The sequence below is a fragment of the Marinobacter alkalisoli genome (genome assembly GCF_045449855.1).
In the GTDB taxonomy this organism is placed as follows: Bacteria; Pseudomonadota; Gammaproteobacteria; order Pseudomonadales; family Oleiphilaceae; genus Marinobacter.
Window position 1 is genome coordinate 98,102 of record NZ_JBJJLC010000059.1, and the last position, 25,296, is coordinate 123,397.

Annotated in this window: 26 protein-coding genes and 1 pseudogene; 9 read left to right on the forward strand and 18 right to left on the reverse strand. The window is 58.1% G+C overall.

Annotation, left to right across the window (positions count from 1 at the left end; genetic code table 11):
• Positions 1-7: 7 nt before the first annotated feature.
• The 5 genes from betA to ACJO5Y_RS20030 form a co-directional block, all read right to left on the reverse strand.
• Positions 8-1,702: a choline dehydrogenase gene (gene betA, locus ACJO5Y_RS20010; protein ID WP_406989616.1), complete on the reverse strand. Its 1,695-nt coding sequence runs from the start codon at positions 1,700-1,702 to the stop codon at positions 8-10.
• A 27-nt stretch (positions 1,703-1,729) separates the two neighbouring features.
• The gene (gene betB / locus ACJO5Y_RS20015; RefSeq protein WP_406989617.1) at positions 1,730-3,205 is read right to left on the reverse strand and encodes a betaine-aldehyde dehydrogenase; all 1,476 of its coding nucleotides are present in this window, start codon (positions 3,203-3,205) and stop codon (positions 1,730-1,732) included.
• 47 nt (positions 3,206-3,252) lie between these two features.
• The gene (gene betI, locus ACJO5Y_RS20020; RefSeq protein ID WP_406989618.1) at positions 3,253-3,846 is read right to left on the reverse strand and encodes a transcriptional regulator BetI; all 594 of its coding nucleotides are present in this window, start codon (positions 3,844-3,846) and stop codon (positions 3,253-3,255) included.
• A gap of 171 nt (positions 3,847-4,017) precedes the next feature.
• Positions 4,018-4,230 (reverse strand): acetyltransferase, encoded by a 213-nt coding sequence (locus ACJO5Y_RS20025; RefSeq protein ID WP_406989620.1) that lies wholly within the window; start codon positions 4,228-4,230, stop codon positions 4,018-4,020.
• Between the two features lie 56 nt (positions 4,231-4,286).
• Positions 4,287-5,168, reverse strand: coding sequence for a DMT family transporter (locus ACJO5Y_RS20030; protein WP_406989621.1), 882 nt, complete (start codon positions 5,166-5,168; stop codon positions 4,287-4,289).
• A 141-nt stretch (positions 5,169-5,309) separates the two neighbouring features.
• Between ACJO5Y_RS20030 and ACJO5Y_RS20035 the strand changes: the two genes are divergently transcribed.
• Positions 5,310-6,191, forward strand: coding sequence for a helix-turn-helix transcriptional regulator (locus ACJO5Y_RS20035; protein ID WP_406989623.1), 882 nt, complete (start codon positions 5,310-5,312; stop codon positions 6,189-6,191).
• Positions 6,192-6,198: 7 nt separating this feature from the next.
• Here the strand turns inward: ACJO5Y_RS20035 and ACJO5Y_RS20040 are convergent, their stop codons facing one another.
• Both ACJO5Y_RS20040 and ACJO5Y_RS20045 read right to left on the reverse strand, forming a co-directional pair.
• Positions 6,199-7,224: an Ldh family oxidoreductase gene (locus ACJO5Y_RS20040; protein ID WP_406989625.1), complete on the reverse strand. Its 1,026-nt coding sequence runs from the start codon at positions 7,222-7,224 to the stop codon at positions 6,199-6,201.
• Between the two features lies 1 nt (position 7,225).
• Complete coding sequence (locus ACJO5Y_RS20045) at positions 7,226-8,332, reverse strand: histone deacetylase family protein (protein WP_406989627.1); 1,107 nt, start codon at positions 8,330-8,332, stop codon at positions 7,226-7,228.
• 322 nt (positions 8,333-8,654) lie between these two features.
• On the opposite strand from ACJO5Y_RS20045, the gene ACJO5Y_RS20050 reads away from it, so the two are divergent.
• On the forward strand, positions 8,655-9,593 hold the full coding sequence (locus ACJO5Y_RS20050; RefSeq protein ID WP_406989629.1) for a metal-dependent hydrolase: 939 nt from the start codon (positions 8,655-8,657) through the stop codon (positions 9,591-9,593).
• 52 nt (positions 9,594-9,645) lie between these two features.
• A complete protein-coding gene (locus ACJO5Y_RS20055) occupies positions 9,646-11,211 on the forward strand; it encodes a flavin-containing monooxygenase (protein ID WP_406989631.1) in 1,566 nt (521 codons plus the stop codon).
• Here the strand turns inward: ACJO5Y_RS20055 and yghU are convergent.
• Positions 11,184-12,056 (reverse strand): glutathione-dependent disulfide-bond oxidoreductase, encoded by an 873-nt coding sequence (yghU, locus tag ACJO5Y_RS20060; protein ID WP_406989632.1) that lies wholly within the window; start codon positions 12,054-12,056, stop codon positions 11,184-11,186. The two genes, ACJO5Y_RS20055 and yghU, sit on opposite strands and share 28 nt — an antisense overlap.
• 220 nt (positions 12,057-12,276) lie before the next feature.
• On the opposite strand from yghU, the gene ACJO5Y_RS20065 reads away from it, so the two are divergent.
• The 3 genes from ACJO5Y_RS20065 to ACJO5Y_RS20075 are packed head-to-tail and all read left to right on the forward strand — an operon-like array spanning position 12,277 to position 16,218.
• Positions 12,277-13,284, forward strand: a complete 1,008-nt coding sequence (locus tag ACJO5Y_RS20065; RefSeq protein WP_406989634.1) for a TAXI family TRAP transporter solute-binding subunit — start codon at positions 12,277-12,279, stop codon at positions 13,282-13,284.
• Between the two features lie 14 nt (positions 13,285-13,298).
• Positions 13,299-15,464, forward strand: coding sequence for a TRAP transporter permease (locus ACJO5Y_RS20070; RefSeq protein ID WP_406989635.1), 2,166 nt, complete (start codon positions 13,299-13,301; stop codon positions 15,462-15,464).
• 10 nt (positions 15,465-15,474) lie between these two features.
• Complete coding sequence (locus ACJO5Y_RS20075; RefSeq protein ID WP_406989637.1) at positions 15,475-16,218, forward strand: sulfite exporter TauE/SafE family protein; 744 nt, start codon at positions 15,475-15,477, stop codon at positions 16,216-16,218.
• On the opposite strand, the gene ACJO5Y_RS20080 is transcribed toward ACJO5Y_RS20075, so the two are convergent.
• Positions 16,193-17,125 carry a LysR family transcriptional regulator gene (locus ACJO5Y_RS20080; protein WP_406989638.1) on the reverse strand — a complete coding sequence of 311 codons (933 nt, stop codon included), beginning with the start codon at positions 17,123-17,125 and terminating at the stop codon, positions 16,193-16,195. The two genes, ACJO5Y_RS20075 and ACJO5Y_RS20080, sit on opposite strands and share 26 nt — an antisense overlap.
• A 105-nt stretch (positions 17,126-17,230) precedes the next feature.
• On the opposite strand from ACJO5Y_RS20080, the gene ACJO5Y_RS20085 reads away from it, so the two are divergent.
• Positions 17,231-17,830: an FMN-dependent NADH-azoreductase gene (locus tag ACJO5Y_RS20085; RefSeq protein WP_406989639.1), complete on the forward strand. Its 600-nt coding sequence runs from the start codon at positions 17,231-17,233 to the stop codon at positions 17,828-17,830.
• Between the two features lie 179 nt (positions 17,831-18,009).
• Here ACJO5Y_RS20085 and ACJO5Y_RS20090 read toward each other — a convergent pair whose 3' ends face one another.
• From ACJO5Y_RS20090 to ACJO5Y_RS20105, 4 genes are all read right to left on the reverse strand, one after another.
• Entirely contained in the window at positions 18,010-18,360 is a 351-nt protein-coding gene (locus tag ACJO5Y_RS20090) for a VOC family protein (protein WP_406989640.1), read from the reverse strand.
• Positions 18,361-18,414: 54 nt separating this feature from the next.
• On the reverse strand, positions 18,415-19,038 hold the full coding sequence (locus ACJO5Y_RS20095) for an FMN-binding negative transcriptional regulator (RefSeq protein ID WP_406989642.1): 624 nt from the start codon (positions 19,036-19,038) through the stop codon (positions 18,415-18,417).
• Between the two features lie 135 nt (positions 19,039-19,173).
• A complete protein-coding gene (locus tag ACJO5Y_RS20100; RefSeq protein ID WP_406989643.1) occupies positions 19,174-19,494 on the reverse strand; it encodes a hypothetical protein in 321 nt (106 codons plus the stop codon).
• Between the two features lie 516 nt (positions 19,495-20,010).
• The gene (locus ACJO5Y_RS20105; RefSeq protein ID WP_406989645.1) at positions 20,011-20,427 is read right to left on the reverse strand and encodes a VOC family protein; all 417 of its coding nucleotides are present in this window, start codon (positions 20,425-20,427) and stop codon (positions 20,011-20,013) included.
• A gap of 218 nt (positions 20,428-20,645) precedes the next feature.
• Here ACJO5Y_RS20105 and ACJO5Y_RS20110 point away from each other — a divergent pair, with 218 nt between their 5' ends.
• Positions 20,646-20,948, forward strand: coding sequence for a putative quinol monooxygenase (locus tag ACJO5Y_RS20110; protein ID WP_406989646.1), 303 nt, complete (start codon positions 20,646-20,648; stop codon positions 20,946-20,948).
• A gap of 462 nt (positions 20,949-21,410) precedes the next feature.
• On the opposite strand, the gene ACJO5Y_RS20115 is transcribed toward ACJO5Y_RS20110, so the two are convergent.
• Positions 21,411-21,824: a hypothetical protein gene (locus ACJO5Y_RS20115; RefSeq protein WP_406989648.1), complete on the reverse strand. Its 414-nt coding sequence runs from the start codon at positions 21,822-21,824 to the stop codon at positions 21,411-21,413.
• Positions 21,825-21,930: 106 nt separating this feature from the next.
• Here ACJO5Y_RS20115 and ACJO5Y_RS20120 point away from each other — a divergent pair.
• A pseudogene (locus ACJO5Y_RS20120) lies at positions 21,931-22,955 on the forward strand (IS110 family RNA-guided transposase).
• Between the two features lie 356 nt (positions 22,956-23,311).
• Here ACJO5Y_RS20120 and ACJO5Y_RS20125 read toward each other — a convergent pair.
• From ACJO5Y_RS20125 to maoP, 4 genes are all read right to left on the reverse strand, one after another.
• Positions 23,312-23,719, reverse strand: coding sequence for a PaaI family thioesterase (locus ACJO5Y_RS20125; RefSeq protein WP_406989649.1), 408 nt, complete (start codon positions 23,717-23,719; stop codon positions 23,312-23,314).
• A gap of 32 nt (positions 23,720-23,751) precedes the next feature.
• Positions 23,752-24,324 carry a GNAT family N-acetyltransferase gene (locus tag ACJO5Y_RS20130; RefSeq protein WP_406989650.1) on the reverse strand — a complete coding sequence of 191 codons (573 nt, stop codon included), beginning with the start codon at positions 24,322-24,324 and terminating at the stop codon, positions 23,752-23,754.
• Positions 24,325-24,418: 94 nt separating this feature from the next.
• Positions 24,419-24,799, reverse strand: a complete 381-nt coding sequence (locus tag ACJO5Y_RS20135) for a hypothetical protein (protein ID WP_027831701.1) — start codon at positions 24,797-24,799, stop codon at positions 24,419-24,421.
• Between the two features lie 122 nt (positions 24,800-24,921).
• Positions 24,922-25,272, reverse strand: a complete 351-nt coding sequence (gene maoP, locus ACJO5Y_RS20140; RefSeq protein ID WP_061333867.1) for a DUF413 domain-containing protein — start codon at positions 25,270-25,272, stop codon at positions 24,922-24,924.
• Positions 25,273-25,296 lie beyond the last annotated feature (24 nt).

Sequence of the window (25,296 nt, forward strand, 5' to 3'; positions counted from 1 at the left end):
CGACGCGCTAACCCAGAGCGCGCTTTGCCTGTCCCGGTCGCTGCCGCCCCTGCCACTGGTCGTCCATCACCACAGGCGCGTCAGAAGGTTGCAGGGGCTCCCTGCCCCGGATCAGATCGGCTGCCCGCTCGGCCACCATGATGGTGGGCGCGTTCAGGTTGCCGTTGGGAATAGTCGGGAAAATGGACGAATCCACCACCCGCAGGTTTGCAATACCATGAACCCGGGTGTGCGGGTCCACCACCGCCAGCTCGTCGGTGCCCATCTTGCAGGAGCAGGACGGGTGATAGGCGCTTTCCACCGCCTGGCGAACAAAGGCATCGATCTCCTCGTCGCTTTGTACCTCGACACCCGGCTGGATTTCCGTACCACGGTACTCATCCATCGCCGGCTGGCTGATGATTTCCCGGGTCAGGCGCACACAGTCGCGGAAGCCTTCGCGGTCGGCTTCATGTTCCATGTAGTTGAAGCGAATGGTCGGCGCCTGCTTCGGATCAGCGGATTGCACATGCACAAAGCCGCGGCTTTTCGGCTTGTTATGACCGATATGGAGCTGGAAACCGTCGCCCGCAAAGGCTTCCTTGCCGTCGTAGCGCATGGCCGCCGGCAGGAAGTGGTATTGCAGGTCCGGCCACTCGACACCGGCCCTGGAGCGGATAAAGCCGCAGGATTCAAAGTGGTTGGTGGCGCCGAGGCCGTCCTTGCGCAGAATCCAGCGCACGCCGATTTTGAGCTTGTTCCACCAGTCCAGCTTGCCGTTGAGGGAGACCGGCTGCTTACAGCGGAACTGGAAATAGAACTCCAGATGGTCCTGCAGATTCCCGCCCACGCCCGGCAGCTCGTGCTGTACGTCGATGCCGGCATTTTCCAGTACCTCGCGCTTGCCGATACCGGACAGCTGCAACAGATGGGGGGAACCAATGGAACCAGCGGACAGGATCACCTCTTCCGCGGCTTTTGCTTCATGAATCTTGCCGCCCTGCTCATAGCGCACGCCGGTGGCGGTCTTGCCGTCCTGTCCATCCAAAAGCACCTTGTGCACCAAGGCATGAGTAACCACCGTCAGATTCGGGCGCTCCATGGCCGGGCGCAAGTAAGCGTTGGCGGTGGACCAGCGGCGACCGTTCTTGACGGTCATGTGCATGGCGCCGAAACCTTCCTGCTGGGCGCCGTTGTAATCCCCGGTCTCGAAATAGCCAGCATCCGCACCGGCCTTGATGAAGGCCTCGTAGAGCGGGTTCTGCATATTATTGCCGTTATTCACCCCCAGCGGGCCCTTGTCACCCCGGTAGTCATCGCCACCAAAGGCCCAGGTTTCCGCTTTTTTGAAGTACGGCAATACCTGCCGGTAGTTCCAGCCCTCCGCACCTTCGGATTCCCACTCGTCGAAATCCCGCGCGTGGCCGCGAACGTAGACCATGCCGTTGATGGAGGACGAGCCACCCAGCACCTTGCCCCGGGGGCAGTGCATGCGGCGATTGTCCAGGTACGGCTCCGGCTCGGTCTCGAACTGCCAGGCGTACTTTTTGGTGTTCATGGGAATGGACAGGGCCGTCGGCATCTGGATAAAGATGCTCTTATCGCTGCCGCCGGTTTCCAACAGCAGCACCCTGTGGTGCGCGTCTTCAGTGAGGCGGTTGGCCAGTACGCAACCAGCCGAGCCCGCACCCACAATGATGTAGTCGTATTGATTTTCTGTCATACGCGTTCTCCTGTGTGGCCAGCGGGATTAAAACGGGGCGTCGAGGTCTTCCATCCCTACATACACCGATTTGATCTGGGTGTAGTGGGAAATGGTCTCGCGCCCGTTTTCGCGGCCAATGCCGGAGAGTTTGTAGCCACCAACCGGCATTTCCGCCGGGGAGGCTCCGTAGCTGTTGATCCAGCAGATACCTGCCTGGATCTGGTGAATCACCCGGTGAGCGCGGCGGATGTTGTTGGTGAACACGCCGACGGCGAGACCGGTGTCGGTGCTGTTGGCGCGGGCAATCACTTCGTCTTCATCGGAGAAAGTGAGCACTGACATCACCGGGCCGAAGATCTCTTCCTTCACAATGGTCATGTCATCGGTGCAGTCGGAGAAGATGGTGGGCTCCACGAAGTAGCCACCTTTGGAATCCTCCGGATCAAACGCCCGGCCGCCGTGGCTCAGGGTGGCACCTTCGGCGATCCCTTTGGCGATATAGTCCAGCACCAGATCCCGGTGTTTGGCGGAGATCAGCGCGCCGTAGTTGGTGTCCGGATTCATCGGATCACCCGGTTTGATGTTCTTGCGGGTGCGCTCCAGCAGGCGCTCCATAAAGCGCGGGTAAATGTCCTCATGGACAAACACCCGGGTGCCGTTGGTGCAGATTTCGCCCTGGGTGTAGAAGTTGCCCACCATCGCGGCGGAGATGGCATTCTCCAGATCCGCGTCATCAAAGATGATCAGCGGGGACTTGCCGCCCAACTCCATGGTGACATCCTTCAGGGACGATGCCGCAGCCGACATCACCTTCCTGCCGGTACCCACCTCTCCAGTAAAAGACACCTTCGCAATCTCTGGCTGATGGGTCAGCCACTGGCCGACTTCCGCCGCACCCTGTACGACATTGAACACGCCCGCCGGCACGCCCGCCTCGATAAAGATTTCCGCCAGCTTGACGGCCCCCATCGGGGTTTCTTCCGACGGTTTGAAAATCATCGCGTTACCGCAGGCCAGCGCCGGAGCGGACTTCCAGCAGGCAATCTGGATCGGGTAGTTCCAGGCGCCGATACCAGCGCAAATGCCCAGCGGCTCGCGGCGGGTGTAATAGAAATCACCGCCCAAATCCTGCTGGTTACCCTCGATGGACGGGGCCAGGCCGGCAAAGAATTCGATGGCATCAGTGCCGGTCACCACATCCACCGCTTCCGCTTCCTGCCAGGGTTTGCCGGTGTCCCTCACTTCCACGGCCGCCAGTTCATCATTGCGCTCGCGAAGCAGCGCCACGGCCCTGAGCAGTATTCGACTGCGCTCGATGGCGGTCATCGCCGACCATTCCGCGAAGCCGGCGCGGGCGCTCTCGATGGCCGCCTGCTGGATAGATTCATCGGCCACTTCTACCCGATAAATCACCTGGCCGTTGGCCGGATTCACCACCGGGAAAGTTTCGCCGGAGCTGTTGGCCAGAAAGCGGCCATGGATAAAGTTTTGAACAACGGTTTCGGATGTGGACAGTGACATAGCGGGTAACCTCAATCTGATGACTTCATGGTCTTGTGGACCGTGTGTCAGGCGCTTGCCTGCGCCAGTGTCTCGTGAACGAATTTCTTGCAGAGCCGCTCGCCGGCCTCAAAGCTCTCGACCGGGTCCAGACTCAGGGCGCTACGCAGCCAGAAGCCGTCAATCAACGCCGCCGTTTGCCGCGCGGCTTCGGTGGCGTCTGCCGCAGGCAGCACCCGGGCAAAGGAATAGCGCAGGTTGCTGTACAGCCGCGCGTTGTTGATCTGCTGCAGCCGCTGGAGGCCAGGCTCATGCATGGAGCGCGCCCAGAAGCTCAGCCAGGTCTTGGCGGCCAGCGCCGAGCGCTGGAATTCAGAAAAATTGGACTCAATAATGCAGTTTAGCCGCTGTTCCGGGGAGCCGTCGGTCTTCGCCATACGCTCCCGCAATTCCTTGCCCAACTGATCCAGCAAATAACGCAGTGCCGCTTCAATCAGGCCCTGCTTGCCGCCGAAATAATGACTGATAATGCCCGAGGACATCCCCGCCCGTTTGCTGATGCTCACGATGGTGGTGTTCTGCATTCCCAGCTCGGCGATGGACTCCATGGTGGCGTCGATCAACTGCTGCTTTCGTGTGTCTTTAACTCCAACAATCGGCATAACGGTTTCGCTGTTTTCCGGCTCACGTTTTATTAATTGAACGTTCAATTAAAATAAAGGCTACAGAAAAGAGGGTGGGGTTTCAACTTTGGGCGGTTATAAATTGAACAGGTGGTGTCGGATTTACCGGTGAACGGCACAATGAGCGAAGCGTAATCCGACAACACCAGGTCACTTCTTCAGCCGATAATTCGGGTCGGTCCAGCACTTGGGCAAGGCTTCACCGGAGGGAAATCCCAGCTCCGACTTTTCATAGAACTCCGGATCCTGGGCTTCCTCACCGTACTGCATGCTGCCCTTGATGCGGGTTCTGTGGGGGTCGAACAGGGCCGGGATATCCAGCACTTCAATTAAATGGCCGGTGTATTTTTCTGCCACAAACATAGCGCCCTCCTGTCTCTACCAAAAGCTTAGCCCCAAAACCGCAAACACGACAGCGATTACGCCAGTCTCGCCGTCGCCCGGGGCTTGCGGAACAGCACGTAGTTACCAAGGATCGCCAGGCAGGCCCCCGCAAGCGCGGTACCACTCCAGACAAACCCTTCAAGCCAGGTCGACACGCTCAGGGCCACGACCGGAAACAGCACAGTGGCGTAGCCTGCTTTGTCTGCGCCCAGCTCACGGATCACCGTGATGTAACTGAAAAACGCCACGATCGACCCGGGAATCGCAAGGAACAGAGTAGCCCCCCAGAACGTTGCACCCTGCGGCATCACCCATTCAACGCCGTTCACCAGGCACCAGATGCCCAGCGCAAGGGCACCATAGAACATCGCCCAGGCATTGCCCGCCAGCAAGGGAATGTTTTCCGCGCGAACCTTCAGGCTGAGCAGGTTGCCCAGGGAAAACCAGAAGGTGCCTGCTGCCGCAAACAGCAGCGCTGGCAGCGCGGCGTTGCCTATCTGCAAATCGTGCCAGAACAGCAGGGCAACACCGGAAATGCCCAGTGTCACCGCCGGATAGATGCGGGGATTGGGACGAATGCCCATAAACAACCACCCATTGAAGGCGTTGAACAGCGCTGCCAGGGAAAACACCACCGCCAGCAGACCGCTGGTCATGTTTTCCGCTGCACGATAGATCAGCAGGAAGTTGATGCTGTAGAGGGTTAACCCCTGCAGCACCAGCCAACCATGCTGGCGCACGGTCAGTCGGGGTAACCGCCGCAACAGCGCCAGCCCGCCAAGGGCCACCGCGGCGGCCAGAACAAAGCGGTAGAACACCGAGATATCCACAGCAGCGGATTCAACCTGCAGCCGAATGGCTGTCCAGGTGAGCCCCCAGATCAGAACGGTCAGGGCATAATGAGCACTGATGGGCATGGCGAGACTCTCCTCAATTCAACAGGGACTCTGGATAGTAGCCCGGTCAGCAAACCGCTGACTTGTCAGATCCTGTCAAAGGGTGGAAGATTCTTGCGGTAGTGAAGGATAAAGGTGAGGAGCAATCAGGAGCCGAACGGAATGGCCACGAGCCAAGACGAAACCAGGGACATTGTCCATGCGCTGACCACAGCCGGCGCGGCGCCCCGCCGTGTGCTGGAACTGAACGACGGCCGCGCCCTTGCCCACTGGCACAATCACCACGGCGAAGCCCGCTACGAGCGCCCCCGACATCACGCCCTCAGCATCTACACCCGGGGCGGCGAGCACACCACCCGGCAGGTGAACGGCCAGGCCGTCAGCCATGGCTTTCCCGGCGCGGTCTGCCTGTTTCCCGCCGGCAGCCAGTCGCTCTGGCGCATCAACGGCCCGTTCGAGTTCCTGCATTTTTACTTCACCGACCAGGACTTGCACCGCTGCGTCGAAAGCACCTGGGACCGCGAGCCTGTGGCCCTGCAACTCGGCGAACGTTACCAGATCGAGGATGACATCATTGCCCAGGCCGGACGCCTGCTGGACATGAGTGAATGGGAGTCCGCCAGCCAGACCCAGGCGATGGATCACCTGGCACACTGGCTGATCGTGCAGATCGCCGGCCGTTATGGCGCCCGCACCCTTCAGGAACCGACCGTCAGCGGGCAATTTTCCCGTTCACAACAACGTCAGCTGACCCACCGGATTGACGAATCCCTGGGCCACCCCCTGGACCTGGCCACCATGGCCGGCTGGCTCAACCTCAGCCCCTACCATTTCGCCCGCCTGTTCCGCTCCAGCTTCGGGCTGGCGCCCTACCAGTACGTTCAGGAACAGCGACTGTTGCGGGCGCGGCGCCTGCTACAGCGCCCATCCGCCAAGATCACCGCCGTCGCACTGGCGTGTGGCTTCGGCGACCACAGTCAGTTTTCACGGGCATTCAGGCGTCGATTCGGCCAGTCGCCCTCGGACTATCGCCGCCAAGGGTAGCCGCCTCTCACGCAACGCCAGCCAATTCACGAAGATGATCAAGCTCTTCCCTGCCAATAATCACTCCCTGCACCATGGCCTCCGCCCGCCGCAGGTAGCGCCTCTCCCCTGGCTGTCGGGGCTGGCCCGCCCAAACCATTTCCTGCACCAGGGTTTCTGTGCGTTTGGCAAAGTCGCCGCCCGCGCCCCTGGAAGGATCAATGACGATCACCAGTTCCCCGGTCCAGGGGGTTTTCGCGCCCGGATAGGGTGACCAGTCGAACTCGAAAGAGAAGTTTCCGCCGGTCAGCGCCGCCGCCAGCAATTCCACCATCATCGACAGCGCAGAACCCTTGTGGCCGCCGAAGGGCAGCAGCGCGCCACCATTGAGGATCGCGGCCGGATCGGTGGTGGGGTTGCCCTGGGCATCCACGCCACAGCCGTTGGGCAGGGTTCTGCCTTCCCGCGCGGCGATCTGCACGTCACCGTGGGCGATGGCGCTGGTGGCCAGGTCAAACACCAGGGGGTCCGCCCCGGCCCGGGGCGCGGCAAAGCTGATGGGGTTGGTGCCGAACAGAGGCTTTTTACCACCGAAGGGCACCACGCAGGCCATGCTGTTGACGAATGCCAGGGCCACCATGCCCTCCCGTGAAAAGGGCTCCACATCCGGCCACAACGCCGCGAAATGATGGGAGTTACGAATCGCGAGCATGGCAATGCCATTGGCGCGGGCCTTTTTCAGCATCAGGTTGTGGGCGGCCTCCAACGCAGGCTGTGCGAACCCGTTGCCGGCGTCCACGACGACAAATCCCGGGGCAACGTCCTTCACTTTCGGCACCGCCTCACCATTTACCCAACCACTTCTGAGAGTCGACAGGTAACCGGGTATGCGAAAAACCCCATGGCTGAGCGCGCCATCCCGCTGCGCGCTGGCGCAGTTATGGGCCAGCGTGCGGGCCACCGCTGGCGAGGTGCCGTGGTGTTTGAAAATCTCTGCCAGTAACGCTTCCAGTTCAGAAAACGGAATTCGGGTGGTTTGTCCTGGAGCCGCCATTTCAGTTCTCCCAGTCGTCGGTAAAAGCGCCCAGGTGAAACTCGATGGCTTTCTCCACTTCGTCCATGCCACAGACCCGGGGCTCAGGAACCAACCCGCCTGCCAACACTCCCAGCACTGAATGAACCCCACGGGACAGGGATTCTGTGTTGTACCCCCCCTCCAGGACATACACCAGCCGGCCATCACAATGTCGTCGGGCCAGGGACTGCACCACACTGGCCATGGCGGCGAAACCTTCGTAGCTGACATTCATCGCCAGATCGAACCAGTGGGCGTCAAACCCCGCCGACACCAGAATCAGGTCCGGTTTGAAGTAATCCGCAGCCGGCACCACTATTTCCTGCATGGCGCGGAAATAGGCCACATCGCCAGACCCACCGGGCAGAGGCACATTCACGGTAGTCCCTTCCCCGCGACCGGCACCGACTTCATCCAGTGTGCCCGTGCCCGGGTAGAACGGCGCTGCCCGGTGCAGGTCAATAAACATGACGTCGGGATCGGCCCAGAAAATATCCTGTGTGCCGTTGCCATGATGAACATCCCAGTCCAGGATCAAAACCCGCTTGCAGCCCAGTACGGCCTTGGCATGAGCCGCCGCAACCGCAACGTTGTTGAACAGGCAGAATCCCCTCGCCCGTGCCGGTTCGGCATGATGCCCCGGCGGGCGAACCATCGCGAACGCACTCTCCGTCTGACCCGCCACCACCGACTCCACTGCTGCGACGGCCGTACCCGCAGCCACTTCCGCCGCTTCAACACTGCCAGGCGACACCGCGGTGGTGTCGACATCCAGCCAGGCACTTTCATCCCTGAGGGAGAAAATATCGTCCAGGAAAGACATGGTGTGAACACGGGCCAGCTGCTCGCGAGTCGCTGCCTGCCCGGGCGCGAACGCCACCCCGGGAATGGGCTCCCGTTTGAGCAGATCCATGATCGCATCCAGGCGCCCGGGATGTTCGGGGTACTTCCATTGCACGGTGAGGCCGGACAGGATCGTTCGAACTCGCTTGTCCAGGCGCCCGGGCAGAAAAGCGGTATTCACATCCGGGAAGTGTTTTAGAACCCGCTCATCGTAAAACACGGTGACCACCTTCCGCTCCGTCACAAGGCCCTCCGCATTTCCAGTTAATGAAACAGCCCTGCATACAACTCAGGGCCCTGAGCAAAGCATAGTCGCAAATTCCGAAAACACATCCCTCAGGCCGTGGACTTTCCAGTGATCAAGCGGAAAAAAACAAAAATCCGAACAAGCATTCGTATTGTTGTCCTTGCAGACCCGTCGAAGAGGGAGACCTGCCGCTATCACCGCTCCTTGCGCGGCCCTGGGTTCCGAATTGAACCCGAACAATTAGTCGCTTTAATCTCATACCCTGACAAATGCTTCAGCCACGCTCACAACAGTGACCTCGGCACCCAAGGAAACCACCATGACAACTGCAACCGCCGAAAAGCTCGATTCCGTGACGACACCACCGGAATCACCCAAGGCTGATGTGCCTATCCGGCACATGAAGTTCGATTTCAATGCCAGGGATGCCGACCCCAATTTTTACCTCAACACCGAACTGGCATCCGCCTACTTCGAAGCGCTGTCGATCTTTCTGACCTATGGCGAAGACCTGGTGATCGAGACTGCCCGCCACCATCGCGATTTCCTGACCGACCCGGTGCTGAAACAGCGGGTAACCTCCCTCATTGGCCAGGAAGCGCTGCATTCCAAGGTGCACGAGGAGTGGAACGAGGTCCTGAAAGAACACCGGTTTCCGGTGACCTTCTACCGTTTCCTGGCCGAGAACGTCTTCAACTACGGGTTCCGGCGGTTCCCGCAACCGCTGCAGCTCTCGCTGATGGCCGGTATCGAGCATTTCACCGCCGTACTGGCGGAATTCATGATGAAGCACGAAGAGAACTTCTTTCACAGTGAGGACGAGAAGCAGCGCGGCCTGTGGATGTGGCACATGCTGGAGGAGTCCGAGCACAAGGACATCGCCTACGATGTCTTCCAGCAACTCTCGGGCAACTATGCGTTACGCGTCAGCGGGTTTGCACTGGCCCTGGTCACCATCTGGTTCCTGGTTCCGCTGGGCGGCGTACTGATTCCATTCATCCGCCGGCCGCGCAACCTGATCAGCCTCCGGTTCTGGAAGGACGCCAAGCGCAGCCTTGATCTGCTGATCGGTCGCGGGGATGGCGTCTATGGCAGCACCCTTGGCCATGTGTTCGATTACCTGCGCCCGGGATTTCACCCCAACGACCACGATACCTCCGAGTATCTCGCCTACTACAAAGAGCGCCTGCTCAATCCCGAGACCGGCCTGCTGACACCATACCTGCTCAAGGAAATCGTCCCGCCGGTGCGGGCGTAATCCCGGCACCGCAGGCCCTTCAAACCACAGCATTCAATGACGGTCACAACACATGGCAACTTCAAACACCAACGCCTCCGCCGCGGACACTGTCTACGACACCTTTATTGTCGGCGCGGGCATTTCCGGGCTGGCTACGGCGATCAAGCTGAAGAAAACCGGCTACCACAACTTCAAAATCATCGAGAAGGCCAGCCGGGTCGGTGGCACCTGGCGGGAAAACACCTACCCCGGCTGTGGCTGTGATGTGCCGTCATCGCTCTATTCCTACTCATTTGCCCCGAGCAGCAAGTGGAGCAACCTGTTTGCCAAACAGCCGGAAATTCTGGACTACCTGGAAAACGTCAGCGACGACTTCGGCATCACCCCGCTGATCGAGTTCAACAACGAACTGAACCGCGCCGCCTGGGACGACGAACGCCACCTCTGGCGACTGGATACCAGCAGCGGTCAGTACCTCTCCAGAACCGTGGTCTTCGCTACCGGTCCGATCACCGAATCAAAGATCCCGGCAATTCCGGGACTGGATTCGTTCAAGGGCGAGATGTTCCACTCCGCCCGCTGGAACCACGATTACGACCTGACCGGCAAGCGTGTTGCTGTCATCGGCACCGGCGCCTCGGCGATCCAGTTCGTGCCCCGTATCCAGCCGCAAGTGGGAGAACTCCACGTTTTCCAGCGCACGGCCCCCTGGGTGCTGCCCAAGCCCGACATGCAACTGGGTGACACCAGCAAGCAGGTGATCGACCGGTTCCCGGCGATCCAGGGCACCTGGCGCAAGGCCGTCGCCGGCTCGCTGAACGTGATCAATTTCGGCCTGCGTAACCCGACCTTCCTCAAGCCCGTCAATGTGGCCGCCAGGCAGTTGCTGAAGCTGCAGATACAGGACCCGGAACTGCGCAAGGCGGTGACCCCGAACTTCGACATCGGCTGCAAACGCATCCTGTTTGCCAACGATTATTACGACGCCCTGCAGGCCGACAACACCTCGCTGATTTCCAGCGGGCTGGTGAAAGTGGAAGGCAATACGGTCATCGCCGCCAACGGCGAACGCCGCGAAGTGGATGTGATCATCTGGGGCACCGGGTTCGACGTTTCCCACCCGCCCATCGGCAACAAGGTGTTCAACGCCAACGGGGAACGCTGGGCCGACCTGTGGCAGAGCAGCTCGCCGGAGGCGTACCTGGGCACCACACTGGAAAACTCCCCGAACGCCTTCCTGATCCTCGGCCCCAACGTGCTGGTGTATGACTCGTTCATACGGCTGGCGGAAGCACAGCTCGACTACATCATTGACGGTCTGTGGAAGATCAGGGAAAGGCGCATCAGCAAGCTGAGCATCAAACCCTCGGTGCTGAAGCAGCACAACCAACGGGTCCAGAAAAACCTGCAAACCACCGTCTTCAATGCCGGCGGCTGCAGCAGCTACTACCTGGACCAGAACGGCCGCAACTTCGCCGCCTGGCCCTGGTCTTTGAGCGCCCTGAAGCGCCGGCTGAACGTATTCAAACTGAAAGACTACGACCTAGAGTTCGCCGGGAAGGCCAAAGCTCACGCCGTATCAGGTCACCCCTTAAAGCGGGCACCGGTTCAGGAGGAAGTCTCCAGCTTGTCCTGAGTGCGGAACTCGAAATCACTGGCGTCGTGCCGCTCATGGAGCTGGCTCGACGGCTCGCCCCAGGTCCGGTTGACCATACGGCCACGTTGCACAGCCGGGCGCTTGGCGATCTCATCCGTCCAGCGAACCACGTTGGTGTAGGTATGGGCTTCCAGGAACTCCGCCGCTTCGTAGACCTTGTTCTTGACCAGCGCCCCGTACCAGGGCCAGATCGCCATATCGGCAATGGTGTATTCATCGCCGGCAATGTACGGGCGGTCCGCCAGCTGGCGATCCAGTACATCCAGTTGGCGTTTCACTTCCATGGCGTAGCGGTTGATCGGGTATTCGTACTTCTCGGGGGCATAGGCATAGAAGTGACCAAAGCCGCCACCCAGCATCGGCGCACTGCCCATTTGCCAGAACAGCCAGTTCATACACTCGGCGCGACCGGCAACGTCTTCGGGCACAAAGGCGCCAAACTTCTCGGCGAGATACAGCAGAATCGACCCTGATTCGAACAACCGCACCGGCGGGTTGGTGCTGTAGTCCATCATCGCCGGAATCTTGGAGTTCGGGTTCACCTCCACAAAGCCACTACCAAACTGGTCCCCCTCGCTAATCCGGATCAGGTGGGCGTCGTACTCTGCCCCCTCAAACCCGAGGGCCAACAGCTCTTCCAGCATCACCGTCACCTTCACGCCGTTGGGCGTGGCCAGGGAATACAGCTGCAACGGGTGCTTGCCCACCGGAAGCTCTTTATCATGGGTCGGGCCGGCAATGGGACGGTTGATGTTGGCAAACGCGCCACCGCTGGCGGAGTCCCATTTCCAGACTTTCGGTGGGGTGTAGGTGTTATCGGTCATACATCGGCCTCTTCTCGAGATGTGGATGAATAACGGTCACTGTACCGGAAAACACGATGGTGTCACGGGCGACCGTCCGTCCGGCAATGGATACCACCAGGTCATCTACGCCTAATGGCTTACTCGATAAGGTGGCCGATTGTCCTGGCCTGGTCTAGATTGATCGGGATAAACAACCCCATAAGAACCCTCGTTCCGACCAATCAGTAAGGACACCGTCATGAACAAGCGCCAGTTCCTGAAATCCGCCACGGCGATGCTTGCCGCCGCGACACTCGGGGTTTCCCTCAATGCCCAGGCCGAGGGGAACTACATCATGGGAACCGCCACCACCGGTGGCACCTATTACCCGGTAGGGGTCGCGATTTCCACCCTGATCAAGGTCAAACTTGAGCCCACCGAGAATATCTCCGTGTCTGCCATCAGCTCCGCCGGCTCCGGCGAGAACCTGAAGCTGATGGACGAGGACCAGATCCAGTTTGGCATTCTCCAGGGCCTCTACGGCGCCTGGGCGTGGGGTGGCAGTGGTCCGGTACCCAAGGCGTACAAGAACCTGCGCTCCGTCTCCATGCTGTGGCAGAACGTGGAGCATTTCGTGGTTCGCAGCGAACTGGCTGACAGCGGCACCATTGCCGATATGGAAAACCTCTACGGCGAGACCTTCTCCATCGGCGCCCGCAACTCCGGCACCGAGGGGTCCGGCCGCTTTATTCTCGGCAAGCTGGGCGTCGACCTGGAAGCCATGGATATGGCTTACCTCGGGTATGGCCCCAGTGCGGATGCCCTGCAGAACGGCAACATTGACGGCATGAACATTCCAGCCGGGGTGCCGGCTTCCGCGGTCACCCGGGCCTACGCCAACATGGGCAATGACATCACAACCCTGGATTTCACCGAGGAGCAACTGGCCCAGGTGAACAGCGAATTCGAACTCTGGTCCCACTATGAAATCCCGGCGGGCACCTATCCCAATCAGGACGAGGTGATCAACACCATTGCCCAGCCCAACATCCTGGCAGTGCGGGATGATGTCTCCGAGGAAGATGTCTACCAGATCACCAAGACCATCTACGAGAACCTGCCATTCCTGAACAATATCCACGCGGCCACCAAGGCCATGGCGCTGGAAAAGGCCATTGTCGGCCTGCCCATGCCATTGCACCCCGGGGCAGCGCGTTTCTACCAGGAACAGGGCATCGAGATTCCGGGCCGCCTGATCGCGGAATAGGGGCACGTACCTGAGTGAGTAATGCGTCCCCCGACCAGGATCCGGAACTAGACAGCCGGCTCGAGAAGATCCGCGAGGAAAGCCCGACGGAGGCGCCCGAGCGGCTGGATCACCCGGTCATTGGTCGGGTGATCTTTGTGCTGGCGATCGGTATCGCCCTCAGCCATCTGTGGTTCAATACCTTTTCCACGCTCTCTGAGCTGTGGACCTCCGCCCTGCATTTCGGTCTGTTTGGCCTGCTGTGCGCCCTGGCCATGCCCATGGTGCGCAGCGAACGACCCGGCACCCGGCGGCTGGTGTTCTCGGTGGACCTGGTACTCGGGTTACTGGCCCTGGGCTGCGCCCTCTATTTGATCGGATTCGAAGATGCGCTGTACGACCGCGGGGTGGTGTTCTCAACCGCTGACTGGGTGGTGTCCATCCTCGCGGTGCTGCTGGTGCTGGAGTTCGCCCGCCGTAGCACCGGCTGGTTCATCCCCTGCCTGTGCATCGTGGCGCTCACCTACGTGGCCTGGTGGGGCCAGTACGTGGAGGGCATATTCAATTTCCCGGGGCTGACCTGGGAAACGGTGCTGTTTCGCTCCTACATCGGTGGTCAGGGCATGCTGGGCTCCATTGCCCGCATCTCCTGGACCTACGTGTTCATGTTCATCCTCTTCGGCGCATTTCTGGTCAAATCCGGCGCCGGGGACTTCATCATCGACCTGGCTCGCTGTGCCGCTGGCCGCTTTATCGGCGGCCCCGGGTTTGTGGCGGTGTTTTCGTCAGGCCTGATGGGGTCGGTGTCCGGCTCCAGCGTGGCGAATACCGTATCCACCGGGGTGATCACCATTCCGTTGATGCGCAAGGCGGGTTTCCCGGCCCGGTTTGCCGGTGGCGTGGAGGCAGCGGCGTCCACCGGTGGCCAGCTGATGCCCCCGGTGATGGGTGCCGGGGCCTTTATCATGGCGTCCTATACCCAGGTGTCCTACGTCACCATCATCGGCGTGGCGGCGCTGCCGGCGTTGTTGTACTTCCTCTCCGTGGCGATGTTTGTCCGCATTGAGGCCAAACGCAGCCATGCCGTCAAACTGGAAGATGAGAACGCCGAAAGCTTTGCCCAGGTCCTCAAGGGAGGCTGGCATTACCTGTTGCCGCTGGTCATCCTGGTGGCCGCGCTGATCTACGGCTTTACCCCGACCTACGCCGCCGGTATTGCCATTATCTCGGTAGTGGTGGCGTCCTGGCTGACCAAAAACCCGATGAAGCCAAGGGACATCCTGGACGCCCTTGCCCAGGGCAGCCGCAACATCATGACCACCGCGATCCTGCTGATCACCGTGGGGCTGATCGTGAATGTGATCTCCACCACCGGTATCGGTAACACCTTCTCATTGATGATTACCGACTGGGCCGGTGGCAACCTGCTGATCACCATCGCGCTGGTGGCCCTGGCATCCCTGATCCTGGGCATGGGGTTGCCGGTCACCGCCGCCTATATCGTGCTGGCCACCCTGTCGGCGCCAGCCATCTATGGCCTGATCGCCCAGAGCCAGCTGCTGGAGTTGATGGTCAGCGGTAACCTGCCGGAGGAGGCCAGGGCCATCTTCATGCTCACCGCGCCGGACAGCGTGAACCTGCTCAATGCCCCCATGGATATGGCAACCGCCACCCAGTTGCTGGCGGATGTGCCGGACACCTTCAGCACCCAGCTGCAGGAACTGGCGCTGTCGCCCCATGCCCTGACCATGGCACTGGTGTCGGCCCACATGATCATCTTCTGGTTGTCCCAGGATTCCAACGTAACGCCGCCGGTCTGCCTCACCGCGTTCGCGGCAGCGGCCATCGCCGGCACCCCCGCCATGCGCACCGGGCTGACCGCCTGGAAGATCGCCAAGGGCCTGTACATCATCCCGCTGCTGTTTGCCTATTCTCCCCTGGTGTCGGGTACACCGGCCGAGGCCATCAAGGTGTTCACCTTTGCGCTGTTCGGGATTTACGCAATCGTTGCCGGCATGGAAGGGTACCTGGAACATCGCCTGTCCTGGTGGCTGCGACTGCTGATGTTCCCCGTAGGCGCGTTGATGTTATGGCCCCATGGCATGATCTGGATCGACCTGGCCGGCCTGGTGATCTTCCTGGTGCTGCTGGTCTGGAGTGCCCGGCGGGGTATGGGCATGCCGCACCCTGCCACGGCCTGAGTGACCCATCATGAGTCTTCCGGAAATCCTGGCCCTGGTGGCCATTGGCGGCGTGGCGGGTTTTATCAACGTGCTGTCCTCAGGCGGGTCGATGCTGACGCTGCCGCTGCTGATGTTTCTCGGGCTGCCCGCCCAGGTTGCCAACGGTACCAACCGGGTGGCCATCACCCTGCAGAGCATCACGGCGGTAGGCAGTTTTTTCCGGGCCGGCCACCATAATCTGGCGGTCAGCATCCGCCTGTCCATCCCGGCGGTGGCCGGCGCCCTCCTGGGTGCCTGGACAGCCACCTGGATTCCCCGGCAGATCTTCGAGGGCGTGCTGATTGCCGCCATGATCGGCGCCTCCATTTTCATGCTGCTGCCACAGCCCCGGCTTGATACCCGCCCCTTAACGCCGGAGCGGCTGGGCATTCCGGAATACCTCGCGCTTTTCCTGATCGGTCTCTACGGTGGTTTCATCCAGGTCGGGGTCGGGGCGCTGTTCGTTGTGGTCCTGTACCGCATGCTGAAGATCGACCTGCCCCAGGTGAATGTCATCAAGGTGTTCATCATTCTGATCTACACCCTGCCCGCCCTGGCCATCTTCGCCTTCAACGACCAGGTGCTCTGGGGCATGGGGCTGGTGCTGGCGCTCGGGAATATGGCCGGCGCCATCGTGGCGGTGCGGGTGAATATGGGAGTCCGTGGCGCACAGTGGATCAAGTGGCTGACCCTGGTGATGGTGGCGATCATTCTGGTGCGACTGATCTGGTAAGCATTGTGCCCTCGCCCCTGTCGCGAAAAACCTGGGCCAGGCGCTCAACCCCTGGGCCGATGGCTTCGCCGTCCGCGAAAATCAGATAAAAATCAGCCAGACGTTCACCCCCCCGCAATGGCAGGGGCTTCAGAACGCCCGCATCCAGTTCGTGGCGGATCTTGTCCGCTGCCAGCCAGGCAAAACCATACCCGCGGGATACTGCACCAATCAGGGTCGCCATGTTGGTGACCGTCCACCGCTGCGCCACATCCACAGTATGGGTTTTGTCGCTGCGCTTAACGGAGGTATCGCGCACAACAACGTGCCGGTGTTTACGCAGGTCACGCAGCGACAATTCACGCTCAAGCTGGTGCAGGGGATGATCGGGATGCGCGACCGGGACAATGCTCGCACTTCGCTGCAAGATTTCACCGCGATAGCCCGGCGGGACTTTGGGCAGAATCGCCAGATCAACCTTGCCTTGCTGCAGGAGTTCCGCGCCGCCATCGAGTACCGTTTCGTATAGATTGACCCGGGTCTGGGGACTGATTTCCCCGAATGCATCAAGGCACTCAAGCGTTAGCCAGGTCGGGAACAGTACCTCCACCGCTATCGCAATCTCGCTCTCCCAGCCCGCGGACGCCCTGACAGCGGCCCGTTCCATCCCCAGAGAATCCTCCAGTAACTGGCGCGCCCGCTGGTAAAGCATTTGACCGACCGGGGTCAGCACCGCTTTCCGCCCCTGCATGGAGAACACTTTCACATCCAGTACGTGCTCAAGCCTCTGCACTGCATAGGTGATGGATGACTGGCTCTTGTGCAGCGCCTCGGCAGCCTGGACGTAGCCCCCCGCGTCAACAACGGCGACCAGGCTGCGCCATTGCTCCAGGCTGATATGCGGAGTAGGGGTTAGTTTGGCACTCATACATCATCTCATTCGATGGTTTTAAGCAATTATTTACATTTTTATATCGATTTAATCAATGCTGAAATACTGACTGTCGATCATCATCCTATTGGGGACAGCACCATGAGCACCTTACTGAAGATCCAGAGCAGCATCTTTAATGGCCAGGGGCAATCATCCGCCCTCGCCACCCGCTTCGCCGAAGAGTGGCACGTAAAGAATCCGGACGGGAAAGTCGTCACACGCGACCTGACCCAAGACCCGGTTCCCCACCTCAGCCTGGACCGTTTCCAGGCATTCATTACCAAACCGGATGAAATGACCGGGGAACAACGCCGGATCGTTGCCTACTCGGACGCATTGATTGAAGAAGTGAAGAATGCCGATGTGATCGTTCTTGGCGTGCCGATGTATAACTTCAATGTGCCATCCATGCTACACGCCTATTTCGACCACATCGCACGCGCTGGCGTCACATTCCGCTATACCGAGAATGGCCCCGAAGGGCTGATTACCGGAAAGAAGGCCTACGTCTTCATCAGCCGCGGCGGAATTTACGGTGAGGATCACTCCCAGACCAGTTTCCTGCGCGAGATTCTGGGATTCATTGGCATCACGGATGTGGAGTTCATTCATGCCGAAGGCCTGGCGCTGGACGAAAGCCACAAGGCTAAAAGCCTGACCGCAGCGGAGAACCGCATCGGCCAGTTGCTGAGTGCTTAAAGGTGAAGGGGGCAGCGCCATGAAAAACACAACACACGGTTCATTGGCCTGAACTGAGTGACTTCCCCGCTGACATAGCGGCAGAGGAAGGACCAGGAGCACGGCTGTTCGACACAAACTGAACGTGAACGGGCGTTCGATGGATGGCCGTGCTGGCTTTGTTAGCGATGGCCCGACGATTACTCATGCTGTAATACATTGATGAGTTTCCCGAAAGGGTCACGAACATAGAAGCGACGAACACCCCAGGGCTCGCTTGCGGGCCCATACTCGATTTTAATTTTTTCGTTCTTCACCCTCTCCAGGGCCGTATCCAAATTATCCACCTCTATGGATAGATCAGGAACCGTCGTGCCGGAGCCACCCTCGGATGCCACGCTGACCTGCGTGGTCATTTCCTCGCCCGAGCTATAGGTCCTTATCCACCCGTGATCCATCACGATCTTCAGCCCAAAAATTGCCTCATAAAACCTCTCTGCTTCTGAAGGGCTGGCTGCCGCAATGTTCGTGACTATGCGCTTTACCTTCACTTTTACCTCCCGGCGGCCTTTATGGAGAAAAGGCCATTCGAGTGCCGCGTATTGTTAACTGATAAATTCGGACATTGCCGAATCACTGGCAGAACCATCTGCAAGCCCAGCCTTTACACCAGCTCTATTGCGCTCCGGGTGGTTTTGGCTTGCCTTAACTTGTCCTGTGAGCGTTTCAATTTTGATCTCGATACCGACAATGGCTTTAACCAAGCGACTGGTAAACTCGGAAGGAGCATCATCTACAGACCATGGATTTTCTCTACTGGACTCGTGAAGATCCGTTAACTGATGAAGATGCTCTTTCAGCCAAGAGTGCTCCTGAAAGATTAAACCCTTGCCTTGCGCATGGACGGCCAGATAGTTCCATGTTGGAACAACCCGCCCCGTTTCCGCTTTGGTTTCATACCAGGACGGTGATACGTAGGCATCCGGCCCCTGAAAAATCGCAAGAACCGAAGCGCCGTTCTCAATTCGCTGCCAAACAGGATTCACTCGCGCCACATGGCATCTCAGCGTTCCAAGTGGTTGGTCTTCACTGCAACTGAAATGGAAGGGTAGATGGTTTGCGTCGATACCATCACTGTCAGCAACCACCAGCACACCAAAACTGTATTCCCTGATGTACTGCTTAAGTTTTTCTTGGTTTTCTTCTCTAAAATGGCTGGGGACTAACATTTTTCCATCTCTCTCGGGGGGTATCGATACAGATCGCCCGGCTCACGCGCCGGTTTGGAGCAGCGAAGCGGAGACAAAGCTGTCCGGTGGAGGGCCATTCGGCCCGGAACAAACTGGAACACTTGGTTAGGCACCTTACTCCCAACCGAACCGTTTGGGGTCCGTTTGCTCCCGAAATTCGTCCGATAATTCCGCTAGCAAGGATTCATCAGCGAGGCCGTTAGCTCGAATTGCCGTGAGCTGCATCGGCGCTTTGGATCTGCTGTGATCATCAAATATTAATGACATTTCTTTGTCGCGATTTTGAACAAGCTTGTAGAGCAGCAAATAGCGATTGTGAACATGCTCATCCGTATTCGAGATGACCTCTTCAAACTCATCCAGAGCTTTAGTGCAGAACTGCTCTATGGCTTTTTCCTTGATCGCTTTGAACTTCTTCCAATCACTCTCTGTCATGGGCACCTCTCATGCCTAACGCCAGCCAGCATGCGCGGCTACGAAATGGAGGCGAAGCCGCAATGTAGTAGACGTCGCCGTGCCTGGCCTTGTTATGTGATGACTACTCATCTTCGATGTAGTCCCAGGGTAGTTCTGACTTAAATAGCCGGATACCGTACTCAACGATGTTTAGCGGGAGATTTTTACGGTACAGAGTAACCTCTCGTTCTCTCTTTGTGTCGTCACGGAAGATCTCCATAACATCTCATCGCCGTGGTAAAGCTCAACACCTATACCATCTCGGTTACTGACATCGCTCGCAATTACGACCCTAACCTCAGACACATCCATCAATTTTTGTCCGTAAGTTCCGCACATAACAGTTTTATTATATGCCATTTGGCACCTTCTCTAAGAAGCCGTGGAGGGACACCCACCCTAAGTAGAAAAATTCGCTATAGCTCTTAACTATTAAAGCATCCGGGACGATTGTCGTTACGGTGGGTGTCCATGCAACCATCAACCATGGCTCGATCAACCGGGGGTCGAGAAACGCTGGCCAGAGATCGCTGGATGGTAAATGGGTTGAACAACATTGCCTGCCGGGTCTTTGCAATGGAAACTGCGGGCACCGTCACCGTGGTCGTGGGGCTCGTCCAGCAGTTTGACGCCCTCCGCTTTCATAAAGTCATACCACTGCTGTAACTGCTCTTTAGTATCGACGATAAAGCCAAAATGGTCGAGATATTGCACGCCGGTACGCTCACCTTTCCTGTTGCGGCTCAACGACAGGTTGTCGTTACCGAGGGTCAGGTACAGCAGATTCTCGTTGGCGCGGCGCAACACTTCCATGCCAATAATGTCGATGTAGAAGCGCTCGCATTCTTCCAGGTTGGGTACGGCCAGCGCCAGATGGCGCAGGCCATTAAAAGGGGCGGGACGGTTTGCCATGGATCATTCCTCTTTGTTCTGTGAAATACATTTATTTTGAAACGCGCTGGAGTTTCGAAACAAGCCGTTTTGGCTTGGCCCGGCGCTGAAACCAGCCAGCACAACCCGGGTACTGGACACCGCGTGGTAGGGGTGATGCTTTATCCGGCTCTGAGGCTTTGTTATGGTAATCGCACACAATATTAATGCCAATTTGTACACAATTCTGGAGACAAAATATGTATTGCATCGTCGTGAAGAACGTCGTCAAAGAGGGCGCGCGTGGCGACTACCTGGCCGCCATGCTACCCAATGCCAAAGCCTCGGTCGAAAAAGAGGAGGGCTGCTTGGTTTTCGACGTACTGGAAGCCAAGGAAGAACCGAACACATTTTATTTGTATGAGATCTATACCAGCCCGCATGCCCTGCAACTCCACAAGCAGGCCGACCATTACCTCAAAAGCCGCCCGTTGATCAGCGATCTAGTGGTGGATCAGTCCGTGCTGCGTGCCGACGTTGTCGAAAGGAATCTGGCATCGTAGTGAAGCGGCTTTGACCTGGTGCCTGTGCGGGCTTCCATGGAGGGCTTCCATGGACACCCACTCCAAGCCCTATTGATAAACCCTTGCCAATAGCCACTAAAGTGGGTGTCTCGATTGCCCTCTAAAGCTCGTTCAAAGGATTCGTCGGCACGGTTCAGACTCTGGTCAATAAGTGCAGGAAGTTGGGATACATACGCACACCTGGGCTCACCGCTGGTAAACTGCTGACCTAAACGTAACCTTCTTGCCCAAAATCTTCCTACTGAGGCATCTTCAGAGCATTGCCGTGACTGAAATTCAGCCAGTAAAGCCCTTTTCGCCGGTTGTATCGCAATTTCCTTAGCCCAACTCCATTCTTACACCAGCTTTGTTTACTGAGCGGGTTCAGCGTGGCTTTTTTGCTTATATAGGGTGTCCTATTAGCTCTACTGGCTTGGTTAGGCCAAGACTCCGTCATTACGCCTAGCTCTCTCGAATAAACGCCGCATAAGCCCAATAGATGCCGAAGACTACCATTGCCGGTCCAACACCAAGAGTAAGGAAACCGCCGCTATATTGCGACTGTGTTTCGACCAACGAGTTATACAGAACCCAACCTACTAATGAGAGACCGATAAAAATGGCCGTCACCCCTAATACTGCCTGAGGAACCCCGAACAAGACCCCAGGTACCCTTCGCAGAGAGCTTGGATTATCGAGGCCCCTGAGTGCTGATCCAAGATCAATCCAGGACAGGATAAAAACCGGTAGCCCGACAAAGATAAAGAGTAGGAACCATGCGGTTAGCCAACCCTCGTGGGTTGTAGCACCAATTGCACCACCTAGTACCGTAAGAAGCGCAAATACCGTCAGTAACTTTATGGTTGCTACTTTCATATTCTCGGTTGCCTAACGAATGATATGGACTCCTCCTGCTCCCACGGCATCCATGTGCCACATTGAAGGTGTCTGACATCTTCAATCAAAAGCAGGAGGAGTCATCATGAATGTTACAACCATTGGCATTGATCTGGCGAAAACTGTGTTCAGTATTCATGGCACCGACCAACACGGCAAGGTCGTGGTTCGCAAACGGGTGAATCGACTCAAGCTGTTGCCGTTCTTCGCACAATTACCTCCTTGCCTGATCGGCATGGAAGCCTGCTCGGGCGCCCACTACTGGGCGCGTGAAATGACCAGGCTCGGCCATGATGTTCGGATCATTGCACCCCGGTTTGTGGCACCGTATCGCAAGAGCAGCAAGAACGACGACAACGATGCCGAGGCCATCTGCGAAGCGGTCGGCCGACCCAATATGCGCTTCGTTCCCATCAAGACCGAAGACCAGCAAGCGACGCTCTGCCTGCATCGAATTCGCCGTGGGCTGACCAAGGAGCGCACCGCGCAGATCAACAGATTCGCGGGCTGTTGGCCGAATTCGGTCTGATCATTCCCCAGGGGCGCTATGCCGCTCGGCGGCGGGTTCCTGAAATCCTGGAGGATGCCGAAAACAGCTTACCCATGCTGGCACGACGCTTACTCAATAACATCAACCAGCGCATTCTTCAGCTCGATGAAGAGATCCTCGCCTATGACCGGGAAATCGAAGCCATGGCCCGGCGCAACGAGCAGGCCAAACGGCTGATGGCCATTCCAGGCATTGGACCACAAACGGCCACAGCCATATTGGCCAGTGCGCCCGATCCCAGGCAGTTCAAAAGCGGACGACACTTTGCCGCCTGGCTGGGGCTGGTACCCCGACAATATTCAACCGGTGGCAAAGTCCGACTTGGGCGGATCACCAAGCGCGGGGACAAATATTTACGAATGCTTCTGATCCATGGCACCCGGGCGGTGATAGCCAAGCTCGCCGACAAGAACGATCGGCTCAGTGGCTGGGCCAGGGACTTGGTCGACCGACGCGGATACAAGCGGGCCGCTGTCGCGTTAGCAGCAAAAAATGCCCGAATCATCTGGGCACTACTGATGAACCAGACAGAGTTTAAAACACAGCCCGTGTCGGGCTGATATCCGAGCAACAACGACAGGCAGAACACGCCTGCCAGCCGAGTCTTGCAACGGCAAGCGATGACGGAACGGTCAGACCGAGAGTGATAGAGCCTGTTTAGCTCAGCGGCTGTCAAAAGCCGACTAACGAATGAGGCCATCGCTCACACGCATCATCATCCTGGCCCGGGCAGAAGTGCCCACAAAGAGGCCGAATGTAGAGCTGCAGTCTCAAACCGCTTCGGATTCAAATGGCGTTGCTTGACCGCAGGGGGAGTCCATGTAGCCAATGTTCAGCGGCGACCTTTTTGCAGCGAAGCGGAGAAAAGGACGTCCGGTGGAGGCCCATTTGGGCCGGAACGAACTGGAACGACTGGTTATGAGGCTATGACGCTGAAGACAGCGCTGGCTCTCGCAATGCGCTTAGAACCAACGTGAAAGTAGCAGTTGGCAAACGCCGTGCTGCGCCCGACCTTTTGAACGTCGGTATGCACCTCAATCCAGTCGCCTTTCTCGGCCTTGCCCACGTAATCCACAGTTTGGCTGGTAGTAACGATGGGCGTGGGTGGCTCTGTAGAAAACGCCGCACTGTACCCCATAGCAATATCGGCGAGAGTGCACAACACGCCCCCATGAACTATACCTCTAGCGTTGCAGTGCTTCGCCTCGGCAACCAACCCGATAATCAAGCCGGATTCATCCGTCTTTTGGTAGATGGGGCCTATCAAATCTGTAAAAGCGCTAGTTCGTGAAATTGGCCCAAAACCTTCGGGTAATTCACTCATGCTCGACTCCTTTCTGACTCATAACGCCCGGCTCACGCGCCGGTTTGGAGCTGCGAAGCAGCGGAAAACCGGTCGCCGTGCAGCCGATTGTTAAAGCATTTTCGCAGCGTGGTAAGGAGCATGGCCTCTTTCTCCGGAGTGCCAACCCCTGCATCAGTTGGATACTGTGACCACTCATCGGTCTTCGAGTACCCCCGGCGCAGGTAAAATTCCACGAGTTCTGTACGGGCGGCGATAACCACCAATACGCCAACCTGCGCATTAAATTTCTGAACCGCTAGTTCTTCCGCATGCACCAGCAACAGCTTACCGATACCCGACGTTTGGAGCGAAGGATCAACCGCAAGCATTCCAATATGGGCAACTCGATCAGTTACCTCAACCTGTACGCAGCCGACCAGGCCTCGCTCATTGTTTCCTACCAAGACAGTGCCGGACTGGATAGCCGTGGTTACCTTCCCCTGGTCAATTCGATCTCCGCTGACCAAGGCTGATTCATGTGTCCAACCTTCCGACCCAGCTTCTGGACGATAAGCCCGATTTACCAGCTTCGTCACTGCTACTACATCGGTTAACTCAGCTTTCCTGATGTGAACTTGAGGCATGCCCGTCCTTTAGCTTTAACGCCAGCCATAAGGGGCGCCCTGACAAGGGCGTCCCGTGGAGGGCCATCGGCCCGGAACAGACTTAATGGCCTTGTTAAATTTGGTTGCGGCCGACGACACGGATTACCCCTGCAGCAATGAGCGCGACGATGGCGATAATGTCTGCGATGACGACCTTGCGAACGGACTCATTGTACCCGCCAACTGACCACGCAATCGCGATGAAGGACACAACGCTGACGAGGCCCGCGACAATAGCCAATGTTTGTAAGGATGGCTGGAACGCTGCATACACCAGGAACAGACCGAGAAGCCCAAACAGGATAGCCCGGTGGCGCATCAGGATTTCGATATTGGGCTCCCCCAGGGAAACGCCATATAAAGCGGCCAGCCGCTCCACGCCCAGAACGCCAGAAACGGGCAAAAGATGAATGATGCCTACGAGTACCAGCAGGCCTGTGACAACTTTCTCCATGTTTGCGTTTCCTCCCAGAATTTAACGCCAGCGCACAACGGCGCCCTTGTAATGGAGGCGTAGCCGCAATGAAAAGGGCGTCCGGCGGCCACCGGCCGCGAATTGATGCGCCTTGTTATGTTTTACTTGAAATGGCCGTAAACGCCCCAGCCACGACCAGTTATGCCCAGATTCACCAGCAAGTCAGCCTCTTGCTTGCCCACATAGTCTGGATTTTCTGACTCCCAGATTTTGCGTTTAATGTACTTGGCCCAGACTTTTTCGAACTGACTTTCCGGATTTTTGTTTCCATTACAAACCTCGACGAAGCGCTCTTGGGCTGGTGTTTCAGGACTAATTGCCCCGCGCATGAGAGCTGCAAGCCACGAGCCGTATGTGACCAACAGCTCGATCTCGTCCTCGGAAAAGAGTGTATCGGGCACGTTGGGCTGAAACTCCATTTTCCGATATTTCATGTGCTCTGCTGAAGCCACTGATCACTCCAGGAAACATAACGC

Coding starts and splice junctions, on each gene's coding strand:
- ACJO5Y_RS20105 (WP_406989645.1), bottom strand. CDS start 20,427: ATGGCAAACCGTCCCGCCCCTTTTAATGGCCTGCGCCATCTGGCGCTG.
- ACJO5Y_RS20135 (WP_027831701.1), bottom strand. CDS start 24,799: ATGGAGAAAGTTGTCACAGGCCTGCTGGTACTCGTAGGCATCATTCAT.
- ACJO5Y_RS20115 (WP_406989648.1), bottom strand. CDS start 21,824: ATGAAAGTAGCAACCATAAAGTTACTGACGGTATTTGCGCTTCTTACG.
- betA (WP_406989616.1), bottom strand. CDS start 1,702: ATGACAGAAAATCAATACGACTACATCATTGTGGGTGCGGGCTCGGCT.
- ACJO5Y_RS20065 (WP_406989634.1), top strand. CDS start 12,277: ATGAACAAGCGCCAGTTCCTGAAATCCGCCACGGCGATGCTTGCCGCC.
- yghU (WP_406989632.1), bottom strand. CDS start 12,056: ATGACCGATAACACCTACACCCCACCGAAAGTCTGGAAATGGGACTCC.
- ACJO5Y_RS20030 (WP_406989621.1), bottom strand. CDS start 5,168: ATGCCCATCAGTGCTCATTATGCCCTGACCGTTCTGATCTGGGGGCTC.
- betI (WP_406989618.1), bottom strand. CDS start 3,846: ATGCCGATTGTTGGAGTTAAAGACACACGAAAGCAGCAGTTGATCGAC.
- ACJO5Y_RS20100 (WP_406989643.1), bottom strand. CDS start 19,494: ATGACAGAGAGTGATTGGAAGAAGTTCAAAGCGATCAAGGAAAAAGCC.
- ACJO5Y_RS20085 (WP_406989639.1), top strand. CDS start 17,231: ATGAGCACCTTACTGAAGATCCAGAGCAGCATCTTTAATGGCCAGGGG.
- ACJO5Y_RS20075 (WP_406989637.1), top strand. CDS start 15,475: ATGAGTCTTCCGGAAATCCTGGCCCTGGTGGCCATTGGCGGCGTGGCG.
- ACJO5Y_RS20130 (WP_406989650.1), bottom strand. CDS start 24,324: ATGCCTCAAGTTCACATCAGGAAAGCTGAGTTAACCGATGTAGTAGCA.
- ACJO5Y_RS20080 (WP_406989638.1), bottom strand. CDS start 17,125: ATGAGTGCCAAACTAACCCCTACTCCGCATATCAGCCTGGAGCAATGG.
- ACJO5Y_RS20025 (WP_406989620.1), bottom strand. CDS start 4,230: ATGTTTGTGGCAGAAAAATACACCGGCCATTTAATTGAAGTGCTGGAT.
- ACJO5Y_RS20040 (WP_406989625.1), bottom strand. CDS start 7,224: ATGGCGGCTCCAGGACAAACCACCCGAATTCCGTTTTCTGAACTGGAA.
- ACJO5Y_RS20055 (WP_406989631.1), top strand. CDS start 9,646: ATGGCAACTTCAAACACCAACGCCTCCGCCGCGGACACTGTCTACGAC.
- ACJO5Y_RS20035 (WP_406989623.1), top strand. CDS start 5,310: ATGGCCACGAGCCAAGACGAAACCAGGGACATTGTCCATGCGCTGACC.
- ACJO5Y_RS20125 (WP_406989649.1), bottom strand. CDS start 23,719: ATGAGTGAATTACCCGAAGGTTTTGGGCCAATTTCACGAACTAGCGCT.
- ACJO5Y_RS20095 (WP_406989642.1), bottom strand. CDS start 19,038: ATGTTAGTCCCCAGCCATTTTAGAGAAGAAAACCAAGAAAAACTTAAG.
- ACJO5Y_RS20050 (WP_406989629.1), top strand. CDS start 8,655: ATGACAACTGCAACCGCCGAAAAGCTCGATTCCGTGACGACACCACCG.
- ACJO5Y_RS20110 (WP_406989646.1), top strand. CDS start 20,646: ATGTATTGCATCGTCGTGAAGAACGTCGTCAAAGAGGGCGCGCGTGGC.
- betB (WP_406989617.1), bottom strand. CDS start 3,205: ATGTCACTGTCCACATCCGAAACCGTTGTTCAAAACTTTATCCATGGC.